Genomic DNA, 19,319 nt, shown 5'->3' with positions numbered 1-19,319 from the left:
ATACCTAGGATCCCAGTTTGGGCACTTTGGAAGGATCTATATCCGTTCCTAAAAATTCGTTTTTGAAAGATTTCTCCCATTCCGCATCTTCGGAAGAAACACCTTTGGCTAAGTCTTCCAAAGAAGAAAGTGGTCCCGCTTTTTGTTCCTGAGGAATTTCTTTCTTCTCATTAGACACAACCGGAGTCGGGGTCGGAACTGGAGTTTGTACTTCTTTTGGCGGCGTAGGAACTTGTTTTTTAGGAGTTTCGAATGCAACGGATGCAGTAGCAGAGTCCTGATCTTGGATCATCAATATGAGATGATTGATCCTATCTACAAGACCTGCAAGGCTTGGCTTTGCCAGATCTTCCGTAAGCTTTTTGATCTGAATCTCTATAAAAATTTTAATTTCAAAAGAGTTTCTCAAACGAAGAGTTTTAACTCTTTCGAATAATTCAAAAAGACGGAAAGAAAGTTTATTCAATGCAATCGGATCTATTGATTCGAAATCCTTTCTCATTTTGATCAGATCTTCTCTAGGATAGTTAACTGATTCTGAATCTGCAGCAGAATCTTTCACTAAACATAATGTATGAGTGAACTCTATAGAATCCCAAAGGAATTTGTATATATCTTGTCCTTCTTGGTATAAGTTCTCAATGATCTGTAATGACTTAGAAGAATTTTCAGCATCGACTAGACTTTTGATAAAATCGGATAAGAAATCGATCCCATGATAACCGATCATTTTTCGGATCTCTGATCCTAAGAGTCGATTATCCGTGAATACGAGAGCCTGCTCCATAAAGGAAAGCATATCCCTCACAGAACCGTCACCCTTCTTCGCTATCCAAAACAATCCTTCCGAATCGTACTTTGTGTTTTCTTCCTTACATAAATTCTCCGCATAATCTTGGAGAACGGATAAAGGAACTTTTTTAAAGATAAAGTCTTGGCAACGAGATAGAATGGTCTCTGGAATTTTATGATACTCGGTTGTAGCTAAAACGAAAACCACATGAGAAGGAGGTTCTTCCAGAGTTTTTAAAAGTGCGTTGAAGGACTGGTCGGTAAGCATGTGCACCTCGTCTATGATGTACACCTTATACTTTCCACCCATCGGAGTGAATTTTACGTTATCTCTAAGTTCTCTGATATTTTCGATACCGCGGTTACTCGCAGCATCAATCTCCAGAACATCTCCTGAAATTCCTTTAGTGATCTCTTGGCAAGAATCGCACTGATTGCAAGGCTCGTTATCGACAGGATTTTGGCAGTTCAGTCTTTTTGCAAAAATTCTAGCGATTGTAGTTTTTCCTACACCTCTTGGTCCGAAAAAAATATACGCATGACCTATCTTTCCGGATTTAACCGCGTTTTGTAATGCACCGATAGCAAGATTCTGATGGATCACATCTTGGAATCTTTGGGGGCGATATTTGCGGGAGAGAACTTCGTGATTTCCGGCCATAGGGTTGTAATTTTACCAGATAGCATTGGACAAGAAAGAAGGAAAAGCCTAAAAGTCCGTCTAATTTCTCTTATCTTTAAAGAAAGTTTTGAACAACTCTGTGGTCGTTTCTGACTTAATTAGTACAAGTTCTGGAAAAAAATTTCTACTATAGATCGTTTCTAAAGGAAGAGATGATATTCCTTCTCCCAATTTTGCAGGAACCAAATATGCTACTTTAGGGATTCTGGAAAGAAGAATGGAACCTCCGCACATCAAGCAGGGTTCTAGCGTTGTAAGTAGAATACAATCTGTTAGATATCTTTCCTTACAGATCCGTTTTGCTTCGGAAATCGCAAGAACTTCGCTATGTAAGGAAGAATCTTCCGAAATTTCCACTGAGTTGAAAGCTTCACAGACAAGATTTCCGTTTTTGTAAATTTGTGTGAAACTAGGGATCTCCTCCGAATTTTGAGTTCGAATTTCCGCAAATCGGTCTAAAAAAACCTTAAGTAACGGCTCTATAATTTCTTGGCTCATTTTCGGTTTCTATTTCCGTTTCTCTTTTAAATTCTTCTTGCTCTTAGCGTATGTAAATGGTTTTTTCTAGCGCATGATTCTTTCGGCCAAATTGATGAGACCGGCCGGTTCTTCCGCAAAGTCCAACACTCTACTTATACGTTTAAATTCTCCTACGGGACCTGTTTCTTCTCAAAGGCAACCTTTAGTTTTAGGTCTGGCACTGGACAGAAGTTGGTCCATGAAGGGAAACAAGATGGATTCAGTGATCCAAGCTTCTTCTTCCCTGGTCAATTGGTTGACCCGTCGTGATTTTTTAACCGCTGTTGCTTACGCAGAAGACGTTCAGGTCATCCAACCTCTTGTTCCTTTGGCTGAAAAAAATTCTGTCATTCACAGATTGAATTCTATCCAAGTGGGTACTTCTACCAACCTAAGCGGTGGGTGGCTTCATGTTCTGAGAACATTGGAATTACATCCGATTGCAGACGGTTATAAAAGGGTTATCCTTCTTACCGATGGAAATCCGACTTTAGGGATTAAGGATCCCGTGCAGCTTATCCAGATAGCGGCTGATGCATATAAAAAAGGGATCAGTACGACTGTTATCGGTTTTGGTAACGACTTCAATGAAATACTCCTAAAAGAGATCGCTGAATCAGGAGGAGGAAACTTCTACTATGTGGAAACTCCTGAAGAGACTGGTGATATATTTTTCAAAGAATTCGGGGATATAGGAACCTTATACGCTCAATCCATCGAACTCAAAGTGGATTTTCCGAAAGGAATGGATTATCTGGATTTGGTCTCGGAAGTTTCTTCTTACCAAGAACCTGATCCTGAAGAGACTGGGCGCACTAAAACATTAGTGTTAGAAGTCGGAGATATGAGAGCGGACGATGTAAAAAGTTTAGTAGTCCAACTTCGACCTACAAAAAAAGATACGCCTGCAAATATTAATATTTCTGCAAGTTATTACGAATTGACCGACGGTGCAAAACTCGAACAAAAAACTATTGATATTCCTTTGGATTGGAATGACGACTCTGCCAAGGAAGATGCCGATGTAGTGGTCGAGGCAACCATCGCCAAAACAGGAAAAGGTTTAAGAAAAGCCGGAACACTTTTGAAAGAAGGTTATACGGATGAATCTATTTCTCTGTTGAATGATCTGATCAAAGATATCAATGAGAAGGAAGAACTTGCTCCCGAAGTTCTGCAAACTCTTGGTTTTAGAGTTAGTTCTTTAAAGAATCGGATCTTGGAAAATTCTCCAACTGCTGCAAAACATTTGGTGGCTTCTGCTTCCGAACTTCAGTACGGAGCTATGGAAAATTTCCCCGACGATGGAGTGGAATACCACGATCAGATCTTTGCTTATCGTACGAATGAAGATATAGATCTTTATAGATGTCCTGAGATCAAAACGGCGATCCAGGAAAAGATGAAAGAAGGATACAGATATATCGTATTCAACCTTGCCAAATCTTCGTACATTGATTCTTCTGCGATTGGTATGTTGATACAGATCGCCGGCTGGCTCAGAAAAAGAGGCGGGGAATTGATTGTAAGTAATCTAAGATCTTCCGTTAAAAAAGTATTCTCGATCACTCGATTAGAATCTCATATTCGTGCTTCTGAAACGGAAGAAGAGGCCCAAAGTTTACTAAAGGCCTGGATAGAAAGTAAGGCGGTTTAGCTTAGCGCGCTTTCCGCCGCAAGTATTGCATCTTTTACTTCCGAGTATAATCCAACCGGGATCGCGATACCTTTTTGAGTAGGTTTGTATTCACCTTCGCTATCTGTGTACCAAACTCTTAAGTTCAGATATTTATTACCTTTAAATTCTGAAATTTCGACTCGAATGATCTCACCTTTGCCTTTATCGATATCTCGGATTACACTCATAGTTTTCCCTTCCTGACGGCAAAAGACTAAATTCCCGGTTTTGGATTTCCAGTCGTTTTCCATAAAAAAAGGCCCCCGATTGGGAGCCTTTTAGTCTGAAAAATTTTAGAAAATCGATCAGTAGGTTTCCACGAATAATTGGTGGGCGCCTTCCAGATGATGTTTGTATTCTTCGTAAGTTCCGGAGTTTCCGTCGATCTTCTGGATCTCTTCGATTACTCCTTTTTCCATTCCTTTCGGACCACCGCAGATATAAAAACGTCCGCCGGAAGAGAGGACTTTTTTCACTTCTGCTTCTAACATTTTAACTCTGTGAGAGATATACATTCTTCCGCCGTCGAAAGGATTGTTTTCTTCTCTGGAGATAGCGGTAACTAATTTGAAATTAGGGAACTTCTTCTCTAATCCTCTTAGGTAATCCATCAATACTAACTCGTCAGAGTAAGGTGCTCCGTATACAAGAGTTACATTACCTGTGAAGTTAATAAGTTTGTGTTCAAGAAGTTCCTCGCTCATTCCAACAAATGGAGCGATACCGGTTCCGGTTGCGAGGAACATGATGTCTCCGGAGAAGTCAGCGTTCGGAAGAAGGAATTTTTTTCCGGAAGGTCCAGTCATCACTACTTCGTCACCTTCTTTCAGATCACAAACGTAGTTAGAGCAAACTCCTTTGAATTGGATATTTCCATCTGCATCGTAAACATTATCCCTTTTGATAATGAATTCTATTGTATCTTCTTTCATTCCGAAAGAGTAGCTAGGTGAAGCAATTGAATATAAACGAACTGTATATGCAGCGTCTGCTAAACCTTTTGCTTTTTTCTCGGGATCTTCGCCCGGAGGAATGATACCACCGGATTGTCCGATTAAATAAGGATACTGGCTATGATCAATAGCTAGAGTGATTCTATGAATTAAGGACTCGCCTTCTTTTTTAGGTCTTTTACCTTTTCCAGTTTCTGGAGTAAGAAGTACATTACTGATAACCTTAGCTTTCAGCGGGCTTGATTTTTTGAATATATTGATTTGCGGCTCTCTAACGGGCTTCATAGGCGGGCTGGATCCTGATGTCGATTTCTAATGTATTACAGATTTTTTTCGGAAGCTAATTCGTCAAACGGGATATTTCTAAAGGAAGAAGGGCTATTCTACCGTATTATGTCTTCTTTATCTTTAATCCTTTGATATGTTCCTCTCTTGGATATTCGCCAGTTTATATGAGTAATTCATTCTGAAATTTGGGATAGATCCGAATTCGATCTGCGAATACGTTGGCAGATACTAAAAGACTAGAAAAGAGGGTCTTAATGGCTAGATATACCTTGGAAGAACTGGCTTCCAAAATTTCCGGAGCAAAAATAGAAAATTGCGCGGACCCCAAAAAAGTTCAGGTGGAATCAGTTTCTCCGGTCAACCCGGGAGTTACGAACAGCATTAGTTTTCTCGCAAATAAGAAGATGTTAAATGAGGCAAAGAAGACTGCCTCTAGTATCGTACTGACTACTTCCGAGTTCGCAAAAGAACTAGAAGTGCCTTGTCTGGTTGTAGATAAACCGGATCTGATACTTGCTCAGGTTTTAGATCTGATCTATCCTCCTCATAAGTTCGAAAACAAAATAGAAGAGAATGCATACGTTCATCCTAAAGCAAAGATCGGTAAAAATTGTTATATAGGAAATTTTGCATCCGTGGGCGAAGATGCTGAGATTGGAGATAACGTAATCTTAGAGGACGGAGTTCGTATCGGAAGAGGAGCAAAAGTTGGAGAAGGTTCACATATAGGACCAAATAATGTGATCCATCACGGAGTCATCATAGGAAAAAGATTCAGATCTTTCGGAAATTGTACTGTAGGTGGAGATGGATTCAGATTCGTATTCGCAAACGGTAAACATAATAAGATCCCACAGGTCGGAACAGTGATTGTGGGAGATGATGTGGAGATGGGTTCCAATAGTGCAATCGACAGAGGCGGTTTGGAAAACACAATCATCGGTGATGGTTGTAAATTCGATAACCTAGTTCATATCGGTCATAATTGTGTATTAGGAAAAAATGTTGTGATTGCCGGTTATACGGGAGTTGCAGGTTCCACTACGATAGGAGATAATTGTACCATCGGTGGCGGTTGTGGTATCGCAGATCACCTTAGCATAGCGAGTGGGACCATTGTTGGTGGAGGAACTTCTGTCAGAAATACTCTTTCTAAGCCTGACATTTATGTGGGTTGGGACTACGGACTGACATTCCCTGAATTCCAAAAGCTTAGAGTGAATATCAAAAACGTGGTTAATTTCCAGAAATGGGCCAGAAGAATAAAGGCCATTGAATCTAAACTTGGACTTAGCGCGGAAGAATAAGCTTCCATTAAATAGGGCCTGTTAACCTTCTTCGCTAAAAGTGCTTAAAAGGGAGATTTAACAGGCTTCCAAAATCTTCCCAAATTATGTCCAATAGGCTTGACATAGTTCGGAGAAGGTTCAATTCTTCGCCTTATCCCAATCCGGAGGCTAGCCTTGAATACCCGACCCAATACTGAGGTCTTGGACCATATTCCAAACTCCCAGATTTCCGGGCGGGACTTTCCTCAAATAAATAGATTAGGAAAGTTGTTGGACCTATATGCGGATAATTTGCTAGAGCCACATTCCTCAAAAGTTGTGCTCATTAGTGAAGGGCGATATAACCGCAATTAGACAAAAAATAGATCTTTGATAAGACCCGAATTCTCGGGTCCTTCATTCCTTCTTCTTAGCTTCCGCAAAGAATATTAAGATTCTTTAATCCTATTATGTGTCTTTCCTAAAAAGAACAAACAAGCCAAAGACATTACACCTGACATGGACATAACCGTGATCATTGGATAAGCGCTTCCGTCATGAAGAAGGCTAACTGCCGCAGTAGAAACCGCACCGAATACCATTTGTAATGCTCCCATCAAAGCGGATGCGCTTCCTGCATTTTTGGAAAAAGGAGCCATCGCAAGTGCAGAAGCATTTGGAACAATCAGCCCGAACGCACTCACCAAGAAGAAGATTAAAACAAGCATAGGAATAAATCCTAAACCTAGAATTTGAAAGATAACGAGTAAGGAACAGAGTATCAGATAAGAATATCCTACATACTTTACAATGGTTGCCGCCTCGAATTTTTTGAGAAGGATCCGATTGATCTGACTAGAAAGGATCAGACCGAAAGCGTTAAATCCGAAAAGATAACTATAATCAGTTTGAGAGAGTCCATTCAGAACCATAAACACAAATGGAGAACCTGCTATATAAGCAAACATCACCGCCGCGGAAAATCCGGAACTAAGTACATATGTTTTGAAGATCGGATTGGAAAATACTTCGATATATTCTTTGATCACTGGAGCAATCTTAAGAGAAATAGAAGAGTCAGCTCCTTTGCTGTCTTGGAAAGTTAATAGAGATCCAAAAAGCATTAAAGTAGAAATACCAGTTAAAGTAAAAAAGATCCAGTTCCAGCTTGCGAATTGAAGAAGAAGTCCTCCTACCGTAGGAGCTAAAATCGGTGCGATTCCCATTACTAATATGATCTGAGAAAAAACTTTAGCACCTTCATGAGGAGAGAACACATCTCTTACAACTGCTCTTGGGATTACCATTCCGGCGCAAGCTCCCAAAGATTGTAAAAAGCGGAAGAATATTAATGCATTAACCGAATTTGAAAATCCACAGGCTAAAGAACTTATAATATAAAGTGTAAGACCTACGAGTAAGGGAATCTTGCGACCAAAACGATCTACAATAGGTCCATAAAATAATTGCCCGAAAGAAATTCCGAAAAAGAAACTAGTTAACGTTAGTTGCACGTCTGAGATCGGAGTCCCAAGATCTTTTGCGATCTCATTCATACCAGGAAGGTACATATCGATCGAGAAAGGTGCAATTGCAGTCAATGCCCCAAGTATTAGGATTAAAGTGCCGTTAGATTTACTCACTCTCCTAGAATTGGATGCGAATATTAGAGGTCTATTCTTCTAATTCTTTTCTTAGAATTTTCTTATCGAACTTACCAACACTGGTTTTTGGTATCGCAGAAACCGACCGAATATCATCTAGCTTAGGCAATTGCCAATGAGCAAAATTGTCTTTGAGTCTATCATGGATCTTTTTAGGATCCACTTCTTTACCTTCTACAGGAACTACGAATATAACCGGTGCCTCGTCTCTGACAGGATCCTTTCTTCCTACAACTGCAGCTTCTAAAACATCAGGATCTGCCATGACAAGATTTTCCATATCGACAGAAGAGATCCATTCCCCTCTAGTCTTGATCAGGTCTTTCTTACGATCTGTGATCTGCATGTAACCATATTCATCTAGGACTACAACATCTCCGGTCCGGAACCAACCATCGGAGGTAAAAGATTCGGAAGATTCTCCACTTTTATAAGAAGCTGCGATCCAAGGCCCTCTCACTAAAAGTTCTCCAGGAGTTTTTCCATCCTTAGGAACGTCTTTGCCATTATCGTCGATCGCTCTGATCTCTACACCCGGTACAGGTACACCTTGTTTAGCTCTATAAGAATATCTTTTATTATCATCCAAGTTTTTCATAAAACCTCGAAGATGAGATACGGTTCCTACTGGAGAAGTTTCGGTCATTCCCCAAGCGTGAAGAATGGAGATCCCGAAGTCTTTTTCGAAACCTTCGATCAAACCTCGAGGAGCCGCAGAACCGCCTACTACCATAGTGTGAAGTTTAAGATTATATTTGGTTTTCTTTAAGTGTTGGTAGAGAACATTCCAAACCGTTGGAACTCCTGCAGTTAGAGTAACCTCTTCCGATTCTAATAGTTCCGCGAGAGAAGCACCCAAAAGATGTTTTCCAGGAAATACCAATTTACATCCGGTCATCACCGAAGCGAAAGGAATTCCCCAAGAATTAACATGAAACATTGGAACTACCGGAAGAACAGTTTCAGATTCTCTAATACACAATGCATCTCCCATACAGATGGACATAGAATGTAAATAAGTAGATCTGTGAGAATACACTACCCCTTTCGGGTTTCCGGTTGTTCCGGAAGTGTAACAAATTCCTGCCGCTTCAAATTCATCTATAGGTTCGAAATTTTCTACTTCATCTCCTGTTTTCAAGAAATCCTCGTAAGAGATTGCATTAGGAAGATTTGGAAATGGAACATTATCTTTATCATCAATAATGATAAACTTTTGTACGCCGTGGATCTGACTTAAATTTTTTTCAATCGCAGGGGCTAAGGATTTATCAACAAATATAAATTTGTCCTTAGCTTCGTTGATGATATATGTAAGTTGTTCAGGAAATAATCGAATATTGATTGTATGAAGAACCGCACGAATACTTGGGATCGCGAAATATAATTCTAAGTGAACGGAATGATTTAGGCAGAAAGTTGCGATTGCTTCTCCAGGTTTTACGCCTGCTTTTCTTAAAGCACTCATCAAGCGGATCGTTCTTTTGTAAAATTCTCCGTACGTGATCCTTTGGATGGAATTATCATGCCATTTGGTTACGATTTCTTTATGAGGATGAACCTCTTTTGCTCTTTTTAGAATGGAAGGCAAAACCAATGGATAATCCATCATCGTGGAACGCATAAACTTCTCCGCTTAAATTGTCGGGCCAAGATTATTGCATTGGATCATGCAAGGTCAAGAAGAATCGACAGAATTCGAAATTGTTTTATCTCAAAACAGATAAACAGAGTTAGTCGAGTATTTACTTACAATAACCTGCCATTGTAAATCCTAACTCATAAGCCGTAAAAATTTGTATATTGGCTGCCCAAGAAAGTTTAGAATCTGGATCGGTTAAATCCGAAGTAGCGATTGTAATTGGATTCAATATTTTCTGAGTGAATTCACAAGGAGAGATAGGAAGACCTTGGTCCCCTTTCATATATTTTCCAAGGGAGAAGAATAAAAAATTCCTTACAACCTGTGACTTCCCCTGGACTGCATTGGAAAATTTAAGATATGATTCCAGATTTGCTTCGAGTTCTTGTCTCGCTTTTAGATCCAGTGGATTTTTTCTCAATTTTGCAGATGTTGACTGGAATTTTTTCTCCAGATCCAAACGAAGTCGTTCTGCACAAAAGAATTCTGTTCCTTCTTTTGCATGTAAGGTTTCGTATTTGATCCTGTAGTATTCTAACTTTCCATCTTTGTTTAGGTGGAGATGTTTTCCTTCTCCTGCTTCCGGAACATAAACGATCTGGCCTGTTAGATAGGTTTCTCGGATATTGTGTTCGGATATTTTATATAAAGTATCCAACATGATTTTTTCATTTTCGCCGGAAGCAGATTTTTCAGATGTTAGGAATTGGAGACAGGCTTTGTTAATGTCCGGATGATCAATATAAACCTGTTGCATTCTTTGAGCAGAACCTACACAGGAAATTAAGAATACAAAACAAAGGTTTAGAACATTTTTCATTTAGATAAAAGATCTATTGATTGGATGTGTAATCCATTCTTTTTTATTATTAGAATGTACGGATTAAAGAAAGGTTATGGGTTAATCCTTGACATCTGGACATACCATACAGGGTATACGTTATGGAATTAGATGAAATAAGAAAACAACTTACTCATAGACTGCACAGGATTAAAGGCCAATTGGACGCACTCGAAAAGAGTTTGCATAATAAGGACGAAGATTGTGAAAAAACCTTAATTCTACTCAAAGCTTCTAGCCAGGCTCTTAAAAAATTTGGAGAAGCGTATGTCCAAGAGTATATGGATAGATGTTTTTCAGAAAAAAAATCCTCCGCTTCTATCCAAAAAAATCTGAAAAAAGCAATTAAAGCAGCGTTCTCTCTCTAATCTCCTCTTTTTAACCATTTTCCTACTATAGCGTTCGAAACTATTCTTCGGACGCCTAAATTCATTTAGCATAGAATTTTTGTTGACCAATTATATACCCCTACGGGTATATGGATATTATATACCTAGGGGGGTATATAATATGGAGAATACGAACAATCAAAGCTGGTATTTGGAAAGGGTTTTATTCCTGATTGCAGGATCGTTCTCTTTAATAGGTTTGCTGATCGCTAATTATTTCAGTCATTGGGGGCTTGTTTTGAACCTATTGGTCGGGATAAATATGATCCTATTTTCTCTAGCTGGATTTTGTCCAATGGGGTGGATTCTTACTCGATTAGGCGTTCCTAAAAAATGTGGATCAGATAGGTAAATCCGATGCAATCTAGATCCGCTTTATCGCTGATACTCGGCGGGGTATTCTTCATAATACCTCTTTCCGTCAAAGCCTCCGATTCTAGTATGGATTTCTCTTCCGTATGGGAGAAGGTAGCTAGGAATTCTCCTTCTTTACAAACTAAAAGTTTGGAAATAGAAGCTGCGAAATCCGCAAGCAATAGAGCGGGTTTGCATTGGTTTCCCAAATTGTATACCGATGTTCGCACTTATCAAACGAACGATCCTATCTTAAATTTTACCGGAAAACTAGGACAAAGATCAGCTACTCAATCAGATTTTTCGACTGCGAGCAATCGATCTAATCTTTCCAATTTTCTAGATTCGAATAACCAGCTCTATCAAAACATAAATCCGAATTCAGCCAATATTTTTGCGAAAGATACTTTGAATCATCCGGGTACTAATATGTATTCCAGAGGAACTTTGGGCCTGGAATTTCCGGTATACGAAGGAGGTTCCGGAAAAGCTTTTAAGGAAATTAAAGATAAAGAACTTCAATCTTATGTTCTCGAATCAGAATATTTTAGAAAAACTTTATATATTCAAACTGCTGTAGCGTTCCATTCTTCTTTAGTGTTTTCAGGCGGAGTTAAGGAAAGGGAAAAAATCCTCCGCCAATTGGATTTTTTCGTGAACTCGTATCGATTGGATACTGCCGGAAACCCGATCGGTCATTCCGGTTCTCTCGCTTTAAGATCCGTTCAACTGAGAGTGTCTTCGGAGATAAAGGAAAAGGAACTATATAGAAAGGAATCCTTAGAATCGATTAGGATACTTTCGGGAGGTTCGCTCGAAAATTTTACACCGGCTGAGACTTCTTCCTTACATTTTTACGAAGAGGTTTTGCCATTACCATCTTCCGAGTCTGAGAGACGTACTGCGATTTCCAAAATTCTGGAATCTCATTCAAATATATCAAAACAAAAAGTAACAATGGAGAATTCTAAATTTCTGCCTAAGGTAGGAGTTTATGCAGAAGCGTACGGATATAACGGTGATAGGAACTTTGCAAATTCTTATAATGCGGGAGTTTTCCTGCAGATGAATCTTCTTAATCCTACTGATCTAGGCTCCAAAAAAGAAGCAATGATCCAGGCTGAAGCGGCAGAAACCAAAGCGAAAGAAGCAAGATTAAAAGAAAACTCAGAGTTTAAGATCCTTTTAGAAAAGGAAAGAGTATTGTCTGAAAATAGAAAAGATTCCGAACAAGCCTATCGGATACAATATGAACAACTTCTTCTTTCCCAAACATTATTCAAAAGAGGAAATATTCCCGCCTCTAGTTTGGCTGAAAGTTTTTCAAGAACTTCCGACGCTTTGTCCAGGAAAGAGTTTATGGATTTGGAATATTTAAGAACGAGAGCTCAACTCATCCTTTATTCTGAGGAAAATGATGAACGAAAATAATAAACAAACCCAGTCGGAAGGTTTCGCAGGAATACTAGCAGGCAAATTTATCAGTTCCAAACTGACTCCTATCTTTGCGGTAGTGAGTATCCTTGCAGGAATTTTGTCGGTATATCTAACCCCGAAGGAAGAAGAACCGCAGATTTCAGTTCCTATGGTGGATATTTCATTTTTTTCTCCTCAATACTCAGCGAATGAGATGGAAAGAAAAATTACCGAGCCGGTGGAAAGATCCGTATGGGGGCTGGAAGGAGTGGAATATGTTTATTCTGCAACTAGAGATCATCAATCATTGATTACTGTTCGCTTTAAGGTAGGAGAACCCTTAGAGCCTTCTTTGGTTAAGATACACCATAAAATTTTAGAAATTAAAAATCAACTTCCTTCGAATACTTCCGATCCATCAGTAAATTCTTATACGATTGATGATGTTCCTTTTTTAGCTCTTACTTTTAGTTCGGCAGAAACGGATGATTATTCTCTTCGTAGTTTGATTTCTCCTTTAGCAAGAGAGCTATCTTCTACCCCTGATCTTTCCAAGGTGGAATTATTAGGTGGAAGAAAAAGATCAGTCAGGGTGATCGCGAACCCACAACGAATGAAAGAATTTGGTGTGGATTTTATACAACTAGCAGAAAGTCTTAAGGCAAACTCTTCCGATTTTCCGGCAGGAAAAAACTGGGGAACAAAAAACGTATATGATATAGAGATCGGTTCTTCGATCCGAACTATGGAAGATCTCAAAAAAATCCCGATCAAACAAAGTTGGGGAAGAGTTGTTAAATTAGGGGATATAGCTCAGGTATACGAGGGACCTCAAGAAAGAAGCAGACAATCCTTCTTCTTTCAAAAAGAAAATCCTGATATCGGAGAAAACGCTGTCACGATCGTATTCTCCAAAAGAAAAGGAACGAACGTAGAAGAATTAGCACAAATCATCCGAGAACGCGCAGATGAATTTAGAAAAGATCTTCCGACCGGAATAAAACTAAGCATAATACGTGATTACGGCAGAACTGCAGGGATAAAATCTAAGGAACTGATTGAACATCTTCTTATAGCAACTATTTCCGTTTCTGTTTTGATAGCTTTATGGATGGGGATACGAGCTTCTTTCGTAGTATTCGTAGCGATACCGGTTACCTTAGCTCTTACATTAGCAATTTATTATTTTCTAGATTATACTCTAAATCGTGTTACCTTATTCGCCTTAATTTTTTCGATAGGTATACTCGTAGACGATGCAATCGTTGTGGTCGAAAATATAGAAAGGCATCTTGCGTTTCCTGGAAATAAAGGAAAGATCAGGTCCATCTTAGATGCAGTTTCTGAAGTAGGAAATCCGACCATATTGGCTACCTTTACAGTAATTGCTGCAATATTGCCTATGGCCTTCGTACGGGGTTTGATGGGACCTTATATGAAGCCGATCCCAGTCGGAGCTAGTCTTGCGATGCTTCTTTCCTTATTCGTAGCTTTTTCGGTCATTCCCTGGATCAGTCTAAGGATTTTGAAAAAACATATCGGGGGAACAACAAAACCGAAAATTTCACGCTTAGATACGATCTACCTAAAGGTTGCAGGATGGCTTTTAGAATCTAAATTAAACCTGATAAAAATGATCGTTCTGATCATTGCGTTATTTGGTATTTCAGTTTCCCTGGTGGCATTTAAAACGGTGAAAGTTAAGATGTTACCTTTTGATGATAAGGACGAATTCCAAATCATATTAGATTTTGATCCAAGAACCCCTCTTTCTAAAACGGTAGAATTAAGTTCGGAACTTGCAAAATCGATCCTTAAGGAAGAAAATATAGAGAAGGTCCAAATCTTTGCAGGGGAGCCCGCACCCTTCTCCTTTTCCGGAATGGTAAAACATACATTTTTGCGAAGAGAGGAATGGAAATCGGATCTTCATATCGTTTTAAAAGACAAAGATTCTAGAAAGAAAAAGAGTCACGAAATTATAGAAACTATTCGCCCTATTTTAGAAAAATATAATAAGGAAAATTCTGTACTTAGCAAGGTACTGGAAATTCCGCCTGGGCCTCCGGTACTTTCTACCTTAGTCATAGAAATATACGGGCCGACCGAGGAGGAAAGGATCAAAGTTGCTCGAGAGATCCGTTCTATCACAGAAGCCCAAGAAGGAATTGTAGATCTAGATTCCAGTCTTTCCGAAGTCAGGCCTAAGATAAAATACCCTTTCAAGTTTGATAAAGGAGGACTTGTTGGAATTCCTTCTTCCGTAATGGCAAAAAATGCAGGATTGTTTTTCGGAGAAACTCCTGTGTTCATTTTATCCGAATCGGAACATTCAGAGGATATTTCAGTTGATTTGTCTGTTCCAAACGAATTCAGATCTTCACATTCTCCATTCTCCAGTTGGGATCTATCTTCTCAATTTTCCGGATCTGTTTCTCCTAAAAATTTAGTTGGAGAAGGAGAAAAAATTTCTTCAAAAGTACTTCATCGAAAAAATCTAAAACCTTTGGAATATGTGACGGCTGAATTTTCAGGAAAAGAAGAAGCGCCGGTTTACGGAATTCTTTCTCTCAGCCCTAAAATCCAATATCCGATTTACACTTCCGAGGTGCCTTGGAATACAAAACATCCGGTTATAAAATGGGACGGAGAATGGTTTATAACGTACGAAGTCTTTCGTGATCTAGGTGGAGCGTTTGCGGTTGTGATGATCTTAATTTATGTTTTGGTGCTCGGCTGGTTCCAGGATTATAAACTTCCAATTATAATAATGGCGCCGATACCGATTTCTCTTATCGGGATTATCCCGGGACATTTGATCTCTGGTGCTTATTTTACTGCGACTTCTATGATCGGATTTATTGCCGGTGCTGGGATTATAGTTCGGAACTCAATTATCTTAGTCGATTTTATTCAGGCTGAGATCCAATCGGGAAAGGATTTAAAAAGAGCGGTCTTAGATGCGGGAGTGGTTCGCTTTAGACCTATGTTTTTGACTGCAGCGGCGGTGATAGTTGGATCTTCCGTAATGTTATTCGATCCGATTTTTCAAGGCTTGGCAGTGTCTTTAATTTTCGGAGAGATTGCGGCGACTGTGCTAAGTAGGTTCGTCGTTCCTGCGTTTTATTTTTGGTTTTCTGAAAGAAGAGGGTGATTTTGCCGAAGAAGGGACTCGCCTCTACGCAGTTTACTTTTGCCTAGTGAGACTCGCCCGCTTCACAGTTTCGCATCCTGCAAAACTTAGTTCCGCGGCGTGTCTCACTGGCCTCAGCACATCCTGTGCTTCGGTCGCGAAAACTTACGCTCCCTATGGGTTGCTATTTTCGCTTACCAGTTCGACCGTTCGAGTCTTGAATTTTATTGTATTGCTTGATTTTGCCGAAGAAGGGACTCGAACCCCCACGGTGTTACCCGCTGGTACCTGAAACCAGTGCGTCTACCAATTCCGCCACTTCGGCTAGTGGTTGGAGGGATTGTTTCCCTACGGATAATTTTGCCTTTAAGGACTTTCCGTCAGCTTATTTTTGGAATTCATTGACACGATAATTAAGAGGAAAGTAGGGTCAGGATAGAATGAAAGAAGAACGCAAAACTTCGGAGACGGACATCAAGCTCTCCCTGGATATTCGGGGCAAAGGTAATTATAAATTCGATACTCAAATTCCGTTTTTCGAGCATATGCTTTCCCATGTTTCCAAACATGGTCTTCTGGATATTGATCTATGGTTGCGAGGTGACATAGAAATCGATTGCCATCATAGTGTTGAGGACACCGCGATCCTTCTTGGCGCGACTCTTCATAAGCAGTTGGGGGACAAGGCAGGTATCAGAAGATACGGCCATTATACTCTTCCAATGGACGAGGTCCTAACAACTGTTGCCGTGGACTTAGGTGGTAGATATTATTATAAATATACCGGTCCTGAACTTGTAGGTAAGTTTGGAATTTATGATGCAGAACTATCGTTGGAATTCCTACAGAAGTTCGCTTTGAATGCTAAGATGAATCTTCACGTTCATGTTCATTACGGAGAAAATCGCCATCATATCCATGAATCCATTTTTAAAGCTTTCGGTAAGGCTTTGAGAATGGCGATCGAGATAGATCCTGCTGCGGGCGGAGCAATTCCTTCTACCAAAGGTGTTTTGGAATGATAGCCGTTCTTGATTATGGAATGGGGAATATTCACTCCTGCTTAAAGGCGATCTCACTCTTCACAAAAGATTTTTCTTATACTAAGGAACCATCCGTTTTGAAACAGGCGGATGCGATCATTCTTCCTGGTGATGGGCATTTTGATAAGGCCATGAAAAATCTGAATGAATCCGGTTTGAGAACTTTTGTAGATGACCACGTAAAGGCAGAAAAACCTTTATTCGGGATTTGTATCGGTTTTCAAATTTTGTTCGAAGATTCGGACGAGGTTATTTCCGGAAATAATAATACGACTGTTCCCGGACTAGGTTATGTTAAAGGTAAGATCCGAAAGTTTAAGGGAAAAAATTACAAGGTTCCTCATATCGGTTGGAATAAATTATATAAAAGAAATCCTTCTAAAAGTAATTTATTGAAAAATTTAGAAGACGAATCCTTCGCATATTTTATACACTCCTACCGTCCCGTTGGAGTGGAGAGTTCCGCGATCACTGGCTTCTGCGATTATTATGGGGAGAAGTTCCCGGCAGTGGTTGAGAAAGGAAACGTTTTCGGAACACAATTCCATCCTGAAAAATCCTATTCCTTCGGTCTAAAGATTCTGGAGAACTTTATTCAATCCTTATGATTTTAATTCCAGCCATCGATTTGTTGGATAATTGCGCTGTTAGATTATTCAAAGGCAATTACGACGAAAAAACAATCTACTCGACTGAACCTTGGAAACTTGCAGAAGGTTTCGAAAGAAACGGTGCTACTCTCTTACATCTTGTTGATTTGAACGGTGCAAGAAACCAGATCGGTATCAATACGGAAGCTATTTCAAAAATTCGTAAATCTTCTAAGCTGAAAATCCAACTTGGTGGCGGGATCAGAGATAAGGAGAAGTTGGAATATTACGATTCAATCGGTATTGATCGTTTTATTCTTGGAACTGCTGCGGTTAATAATCCTGAACTATTGGACTTCGCTTTGAAAAAATACGGAGAAGACAGGATCGTTGTGGCGGTGGATGCTAGAGACGGCATAGTCAAAATTGCAGGTTGGGAAGTAGACTCGGGTGTGAAATACTTGGACCTTCTTGAAAAAATGCAACAAGTAGGTATCCGTAATATTATTTTTACGGATATCGCCCAAGATGGAACTTTGGCGGGTCCAAACCTTAATGCATATAAGGAAATTTTAAGTAGATATAATTTTCAAGTAATTGCATCCGGCGGTATTTCTTCTTTGAAAGATATCATGGCGCTATCCGCATTGGGGACTTCTGTTCCGATGTACGGTGTGATTACTGGAAAAGCTTTATATGAAGGCAAAATAGATCTGGCCGAAGCAATTACAAGCCTCGGCTCTGATTAATTTTTAATTCCCTTTTATAAGTACAGATTCGCATATTTTTTCTTTCCTTATGCCTTCCAGGTACGTATAAAGGTATTTTATAATCGGAGTCCCGAATGAAAAAACTGTCCCCTAGCTCTATTCTTGCCGTAATTTCCGGTATCGCGGCGTTTATCTCGTTCTTATTGATCAGAAAATATTTCGGCGGAGAAACTGCGGACGGACTTGCACAATCTCTTTGTGATGTAGTCAGCGAATCTGGTTCTTGCTCCAAGGTTTCAGAAAGTAGCATCTCCGCTATCAGAAACGTTCCTTGGTTAGGAGATCTTCCGATCGCACTTTTCGGATTGGCATTTTACGGATTTGTTACATACCTTTTTATCCGAGCCGAAAAAAGTCCTGAAAACAAAGAAGGATATCTTCTTCTTTCCTTTTACATTTTGCTTGTAGCATTAGTAATTGATCTTGGATTATTCTCCGCATCCGTATTCTATATAGATGCGATCTGCGGACTTTGTGCACTTACTTGGATCTCTACTTTGATCCTGGTTGCTGGAACCTTCTTCCAAATTAAAGACTATAAGGACAAATCCTTGAAAAAAGCATTAGGTATCCTGCAAGTAGAAGGTTTAAATACATACATAGTAGTTTTATTGTTCTTAGCCGCGGGTCAGATCGGAGGAAAATCCTTTCATGATTCTTTAGTAGATGGAGAACACACAGGTGTCGCTCAGATCCAAAAACAATTGTCGGATTATGAAAAAGCGCAACCAGTTTCAATTGATCTACAAGGTTCTTCTATACAAGGAGATCCTAATGCTCCGATCACAATCGTAAAGTTTGCTGACTTCAATTGTGGTCACTGTATGGATACTTCTCATATCTTGAAAAGAGTTTTGAGAGATTATCCAGGACTAGTAAAGATCGTTTATAAAAATTTCCCATTGGATGCGAATTGTAACCGATTGGTCCAATCTCCTCGCCCGGATGCAAGTTCTTGTGTGGCTGCTTCTGCTGCGATCTGCGCGGATAAACAAAATAAATTCCCCGCAGTTTACGAAGGACTGTATAGAAATACTGAAAATAGGATCGCTCATTCACCTGCGTCTGTGTTAAGTTTAGCTCAACAAGAAGGATTAGATATGAACCAGTTCCGTGCTTGTTTGTCTTCTCCTGCTGTTCGGAATCAGATCAATAAAGAAGTAGATGATGCAGCTAAGGTAGAGATCCATAGCACGCCTAGTTTATTTATTAATAATAAACCGATCCAAAGTGGAACTCCGAAAGAAGCCTTCTTAAGAGCTTTGATCGAAAGTTTAATCAAGAAGGTTTGAGGTTT

Annotated in this window: 17 protein-coding genes and 1 tRNA gene; 10 read left to right on the top strand and 8 right to left on the bottom strand. The window is 39.6% G+C overall.

Annotation, left to right across the window (positions count from 1 at the left end):
* Positions 1 to 4: 4 nt before the first annotated feature.
* Positions 5 to 1,453: a DNA polymerase III subunit gamma/tau gene (dnaX, locus tag EHO58_RS02060; RefSeq protein WP_135678310.1), complete on the bottom strand. Its 1,449-nt coding sequence runs from the start codon at positions 1,451 to 1,453 to the stop codon at positions 5 to 7.
* 60 nt (positions 1,454 to 1,513) lie between these two features.
* Positions 1,514 to 1,972, bottom strand: coding sequence for a nucleoside deaminase (locus EHO58_RS02055; protein ID WP_135627953.1), 459 nt, complete (start codon positions 1,970 to 1,972; stop codon positions 1,514 to 1,516).
* Positions 1,973 to 2,045: 73 nt separating this feature from the next.
* On the opposite strand from EHO58_RS02055, the gene EHO58_RS02050 reads away from it, so the two are divergent.
* Positions 2,046 to 3,650, top strand: coding sequence for an anti-sigma factor antagonist (locus EHO58_RS02050; protein ID WP_135678309.1), 1,605 nt, complete (start codon positions 2,046 to 2,048; stop codon positions 3,648 to 3,650).
* Here the strand turns inward: EHO58_RS02050 and EHO58_RS02045 are convergent.
* Positions 3,647 to 3,859 carry a transcriptional coactivator p15/PC4 family protein gene (locus EHO58_RS02045; protein ID WP_165780126.1) on the bottom strand — a complete coding sequence of 71 codons (213 nt, stop codon included), beginning with the start codon at positions 3,857 to 3,859 and terminating at the stop codon, positions 3,647 to 3,649. The two genes, EHO58_RS02050 and EHO58_RS02045, sit on opposite strands and share 4 nt — an antisense overlap.
* Positions 3,860 to 3,976: 117 nt before the next feature.
* A complete protein-coding gene (locus EHO58_RS02040) occupies positions 3,977 to 4,909 on the bottom strand; it encodes a ferredoxin reductase domain-containing protein (RefSeq protein ID WP_135627956.1) in 933 nt (310 codons plus the stop codon).
* Positions 4,910 to 5,166: 257 nt separating this feature from the next.
* Here EHO58_RS02040 and lpxD point away from each other — a divergent pair, with 257 nt between their 5' ends.
* Positions 5,167 to 6,219, top strand: a complete 1,053-nt coding sequence (gene lpxD / locus EHO58_RS02035; protein ID WP_135627957.1) for a UDP-3-O-(3-hydroxymyristoyl)glucosamine N-acyltransferase — start codon at positions 5,167 to 5,169, stop codon at positions 6,217 to 6,219.
* A gap of 410 nt (positions 6,220 to 6,629) precedes the next feature.
* Here lpxD and EHO58_RS02030 read toward each other — a convergent pair whose 3' ends face one another.
* The 3 genes from EHO58_RS02030 to EHO58_RS02020 all read right to left on the bottom strand — a co-directional run bounded on the left by EHO58_RS02030 (position 6,630) and on the right by EHO58_RS02020 (position 10,306).
* Positions 6,630 to 7,823 carry a multidrug effflux MFS transporter gene (locus EHO58_RS02030; RefSeq protein WP_280101460.1) on the bottom strand — a complete coding sequence of 398 codons (1,194 nt, stop codon included), beginning with the start codon at positions 7,821 to 7,823 and terminating at the stop codon, positions 6,630 to 6,632.
* A gap of 31 nt (positions 7,824 to 7,854) precedes the next feature.
* Positions 7,855 to 9,468, bottom strand: a complete 1,614-nt coding sequence (locus tag EHO58_RS02025) for a long-chain fatty acid--CoA ligase (protein WP_135678307.1) — start codon at positions 9,466 to 9,468, stop codon at positions 7,855 to 7,857.
* Positions 9,469 to 9,589: 121 nt separating this feature from the next.
* Positions 9,590 to 10,306 (bottom strand): hypothetical protein, encoded by a 717-nt coding sequence (locus EHO58_RS02020; RefSeq protein ID WP_244241039.1) that lies wholly within the window; start codon positions 10,304 to 10,306, stop codon positions 9,590 to 9,592.
* Positions 10,307 to 10,428: 122 nt separating this feature from the next.
* On the opposite strand from EHO58_RS02020, the gene EHO58_RS02015 reads away from it, so the two are divergent.
* The 4 genes from EHO58_RS02015 to EHO58_RS02000 all read left to right on the top strand — a co-directional run bounded on the left by EHO58_RS02015 (position 10,429) and on the right by EHO58_RS02000 (position 15,640).
* Entirely contained in the window at positions 10,429 to 10,695 is a 267-nt protein-coding gene (locus EHO58_RS02015; protein ID WP_135627959.1) for a metal-sensitive transcriptional regulator, read from the top strand.
* A 142-nt stretch (positions 10,696 to 10,837) separates the two neighbouring features.
* A complete protein-coding gene (locus tag EHO58_RS02010; protein WP_135678305.1) occupies positions 10,838 to 11,068 on the top strand; it encodes a YgaP family membrane protein in 231 nt (76 codons plus the stop codon).
* Between the two features lie 5 nt (positions 11,069 to 11,073).
* A complete protein-coding gene (locus tag EHO58_RS02005; protein ID WP_135678304.1) occupies positions 11,074 to 12,501 on the top strand; it encodes a TolC family protein in 1,428 nt (475 codons plus the stop codon).
* On the top strand, positions 12,488 to 15,640 hold the full coding sequence (locus EHO58_RS02000; protein WP_135679079.1) for an efflux RND transporter permease subunit: 3,153 nt from the start codon (positions 12,488 to 12,490) through the stop codon (positions 15,638 to 15,640). Before EHO58_RS02005 ends, EHO58_RS02000 begins: the two co-directional genes overlap by 14 nt.
* A 222-nt stretch (positions 15,641 to 15,862) precedes the next feature.
* Here the strand turns inward: EHO58_RS02000 and EHO58_RS01995 are convergent.
* Positions 15,863 to 15,944 (bottom strand) — tRNA-Leu (locus EHO58_RS01995).
* Between the two features lie 115 nt (positions 15,945 to 16,059).
* Between EHO58_RS01995 and hisB the strand changes: the two genes are divergently transcribed.
* From hisB to EHO58_RS01975, 4 genes are all read left to right on the top strand, one after another.
* On the top strand, positions 16,060 to 16,641 hold the full coding sequence (gene hisB / locus EHO58_RS01990) for an imidazoleglycerol-phosphate dehydratase HisB (RefSeq protein WP_135678302.1): 582 nt from the start codon (positions 16,060 to 16,062) through the stop codon (positions 16,639 to 16,641).
* Positions 16,638 to 17,270 (top strand): imidazole glycerol phosphate synthase subunit HisH, encoded by a 633-nt coding sequence (gene hisH, locus EHO58_RS01985; RefSeq protein WP_135627962.1) that lies wholly within the window; start codon positions 16,638 to 16,640, stop codon positions 17,268 to 17,270. Before hisB ends, hisH begins: the two co-directional genes overlap by 4 nt.
* Positions 17,267 to 18,001 carry a 1-(5-phosphoribosyl)-5-[(5-phosphoribosylamino)methylideneamino]imidazole-4-carboxamide isomerase gene (gene hisA, locus EHO58_RS01980; protein ID WP_135627963.1) on the top strand — a complete coding sequence of 245 codons (735 nt, stop codon included), beginning with the start codon at positions 17,267 to 17,269 and terminating at the stop codon, positions 17,999 to 18,001. Before hisH ends, hisA begins: the two co-directional genes overlap by 4 nt.
* A 95-nt stretch (positions 18,002 to 18,096) precedes the next feature.
* On the top strand, positions 18,097 to 19,314 hold the full coding sequence (locus EHO58_RS01975) for a vitamin K epoxide reductase/DsbA family protein (protein ID WP_135678300.1): 1,218 nt from the start codon (positions 18,097 to 18,099) through the stop codon (positions 19,312 to 19,314).
* Positions 19,315 to 19,319: the final 5 nt, after the last annotated feature.

The sequence above is a fragment of the Leptospira selangorensis genome, assembly GCF_004769405.1.
GTDB lineage: Bacteria > Spirochaetota > Leptospiria > Leptospirales > Leptospiraceae > Leptospira_B > Leptospira_B selangorensis.
Note: the sequence above shows the minus strand (reverse complement) of the source record. Positions and strands in the feature narration are given on the sequence as shown.

Coding starts and splice junctions, on each gene's coding strand:
- dnaX (WP_135678310.1), bottom strand. CDS start 1,453: ATGGCCGGAAATCACGAAGTTCTCTCCCGCAAATATCGCCCCCAAAGA.
- EHO58_RS02055 (WP_135627953.1), bottom strand. CDS start 1,972: ATGAGCCAAGAAATTATAGAGCCGTTACTTAAGGTTTTTTTAGACCGA.
- EHO58_RS02050 (WP_135678309.1), top strand. CDS start 2,046: ATGATTCTTTCGGCCAAATTGATGAGACCGGCCGGTTCTTCCGCAAAG.
- EHO58_RS02045 (WP_165780126.1), bottom strand. CDS start 3,859: ATGAGTGTAATCCGAGATATCGATAAAGGCAAAGGTGAGATCATTCGA.
- EHO58_RS02040 (WP_135627956.1), bottom strand. CDS start 4,909: ATGAAGCCCGTTAGAGAGCCGCAAATCAATATATTCAAAAAATCAAGC.
- lpxD (WP_135627957.1), top strand. CDS start 5,167: ATGGCTAGATATACCTTGGAAGAACTGGCTTCCAAAATTTCCGGAGCA.
- EHO58_RS02025 (WP_135678307.1), bottom strand. CDS start 9,468: ATGCGTTCCACGATGATGGATTATCCATTGGTTTTGCCTTCCATTCTA.
- EHO58_RS02020 (WP_244241039.1), bottom strand. CDS start 10,306: ATGAAAAATGTTCTAAACCTTTGTTTTGTATTCTTAATTTCCTGTGTA.
- EHO58_RS02015 (WP_135627959.1), top strand. CDS start 10,429: ATGGAATTAGATGAAATAAGAAAACAACTTACTCATAGACTGCACAGG.
- EHO58_RS02010 (WP_135678305.1), top strand. CDS start 10,838: ATGGAGAATACGAACAATCAAAGCTGGTATTTGGAAAGGGTTTTATTC.
- EHO58_RS02005 (WP_135678304.1), top strand. CDS start 11,074: ATGCAATCTAGATCCGCTTTATCGCTGATACTCGGCGGGGTATTCTTC.
- EHO58_RS02000 (WP_135679079.1), top strand. CDS start 12,488: ATGAACGAAAATAATAAACAAACCCAGTCGGAAGGTTTCGCAGGAATA.
- hisB (WP_135678302.1), top strand. CDS start 16,060: ATGAAAGAAGAACGCAAAACTTCGGAGACGGACATCAAGCTCTCCCTG.
- hisH (WP_135627962.1), top strand. CDS start 16,638: ATGATAGCCGTTCTTGATTATGGAATGGGGAATATTCACTCCTGCTTA.
- hisA (WP_135627963.1), top strand. CDS start 17,267: ATGATTTTAATTCCAGCCATCGATTTGTTGGATAATTGCGCTGTTAGA.
- EHO58_RS01975 (WP_135678300.1), top strand. CDS start 18,097: ATGAAAAAACTGTCCCCTAGCTCTATTCTTGCCGTAATTTCCGGTATC.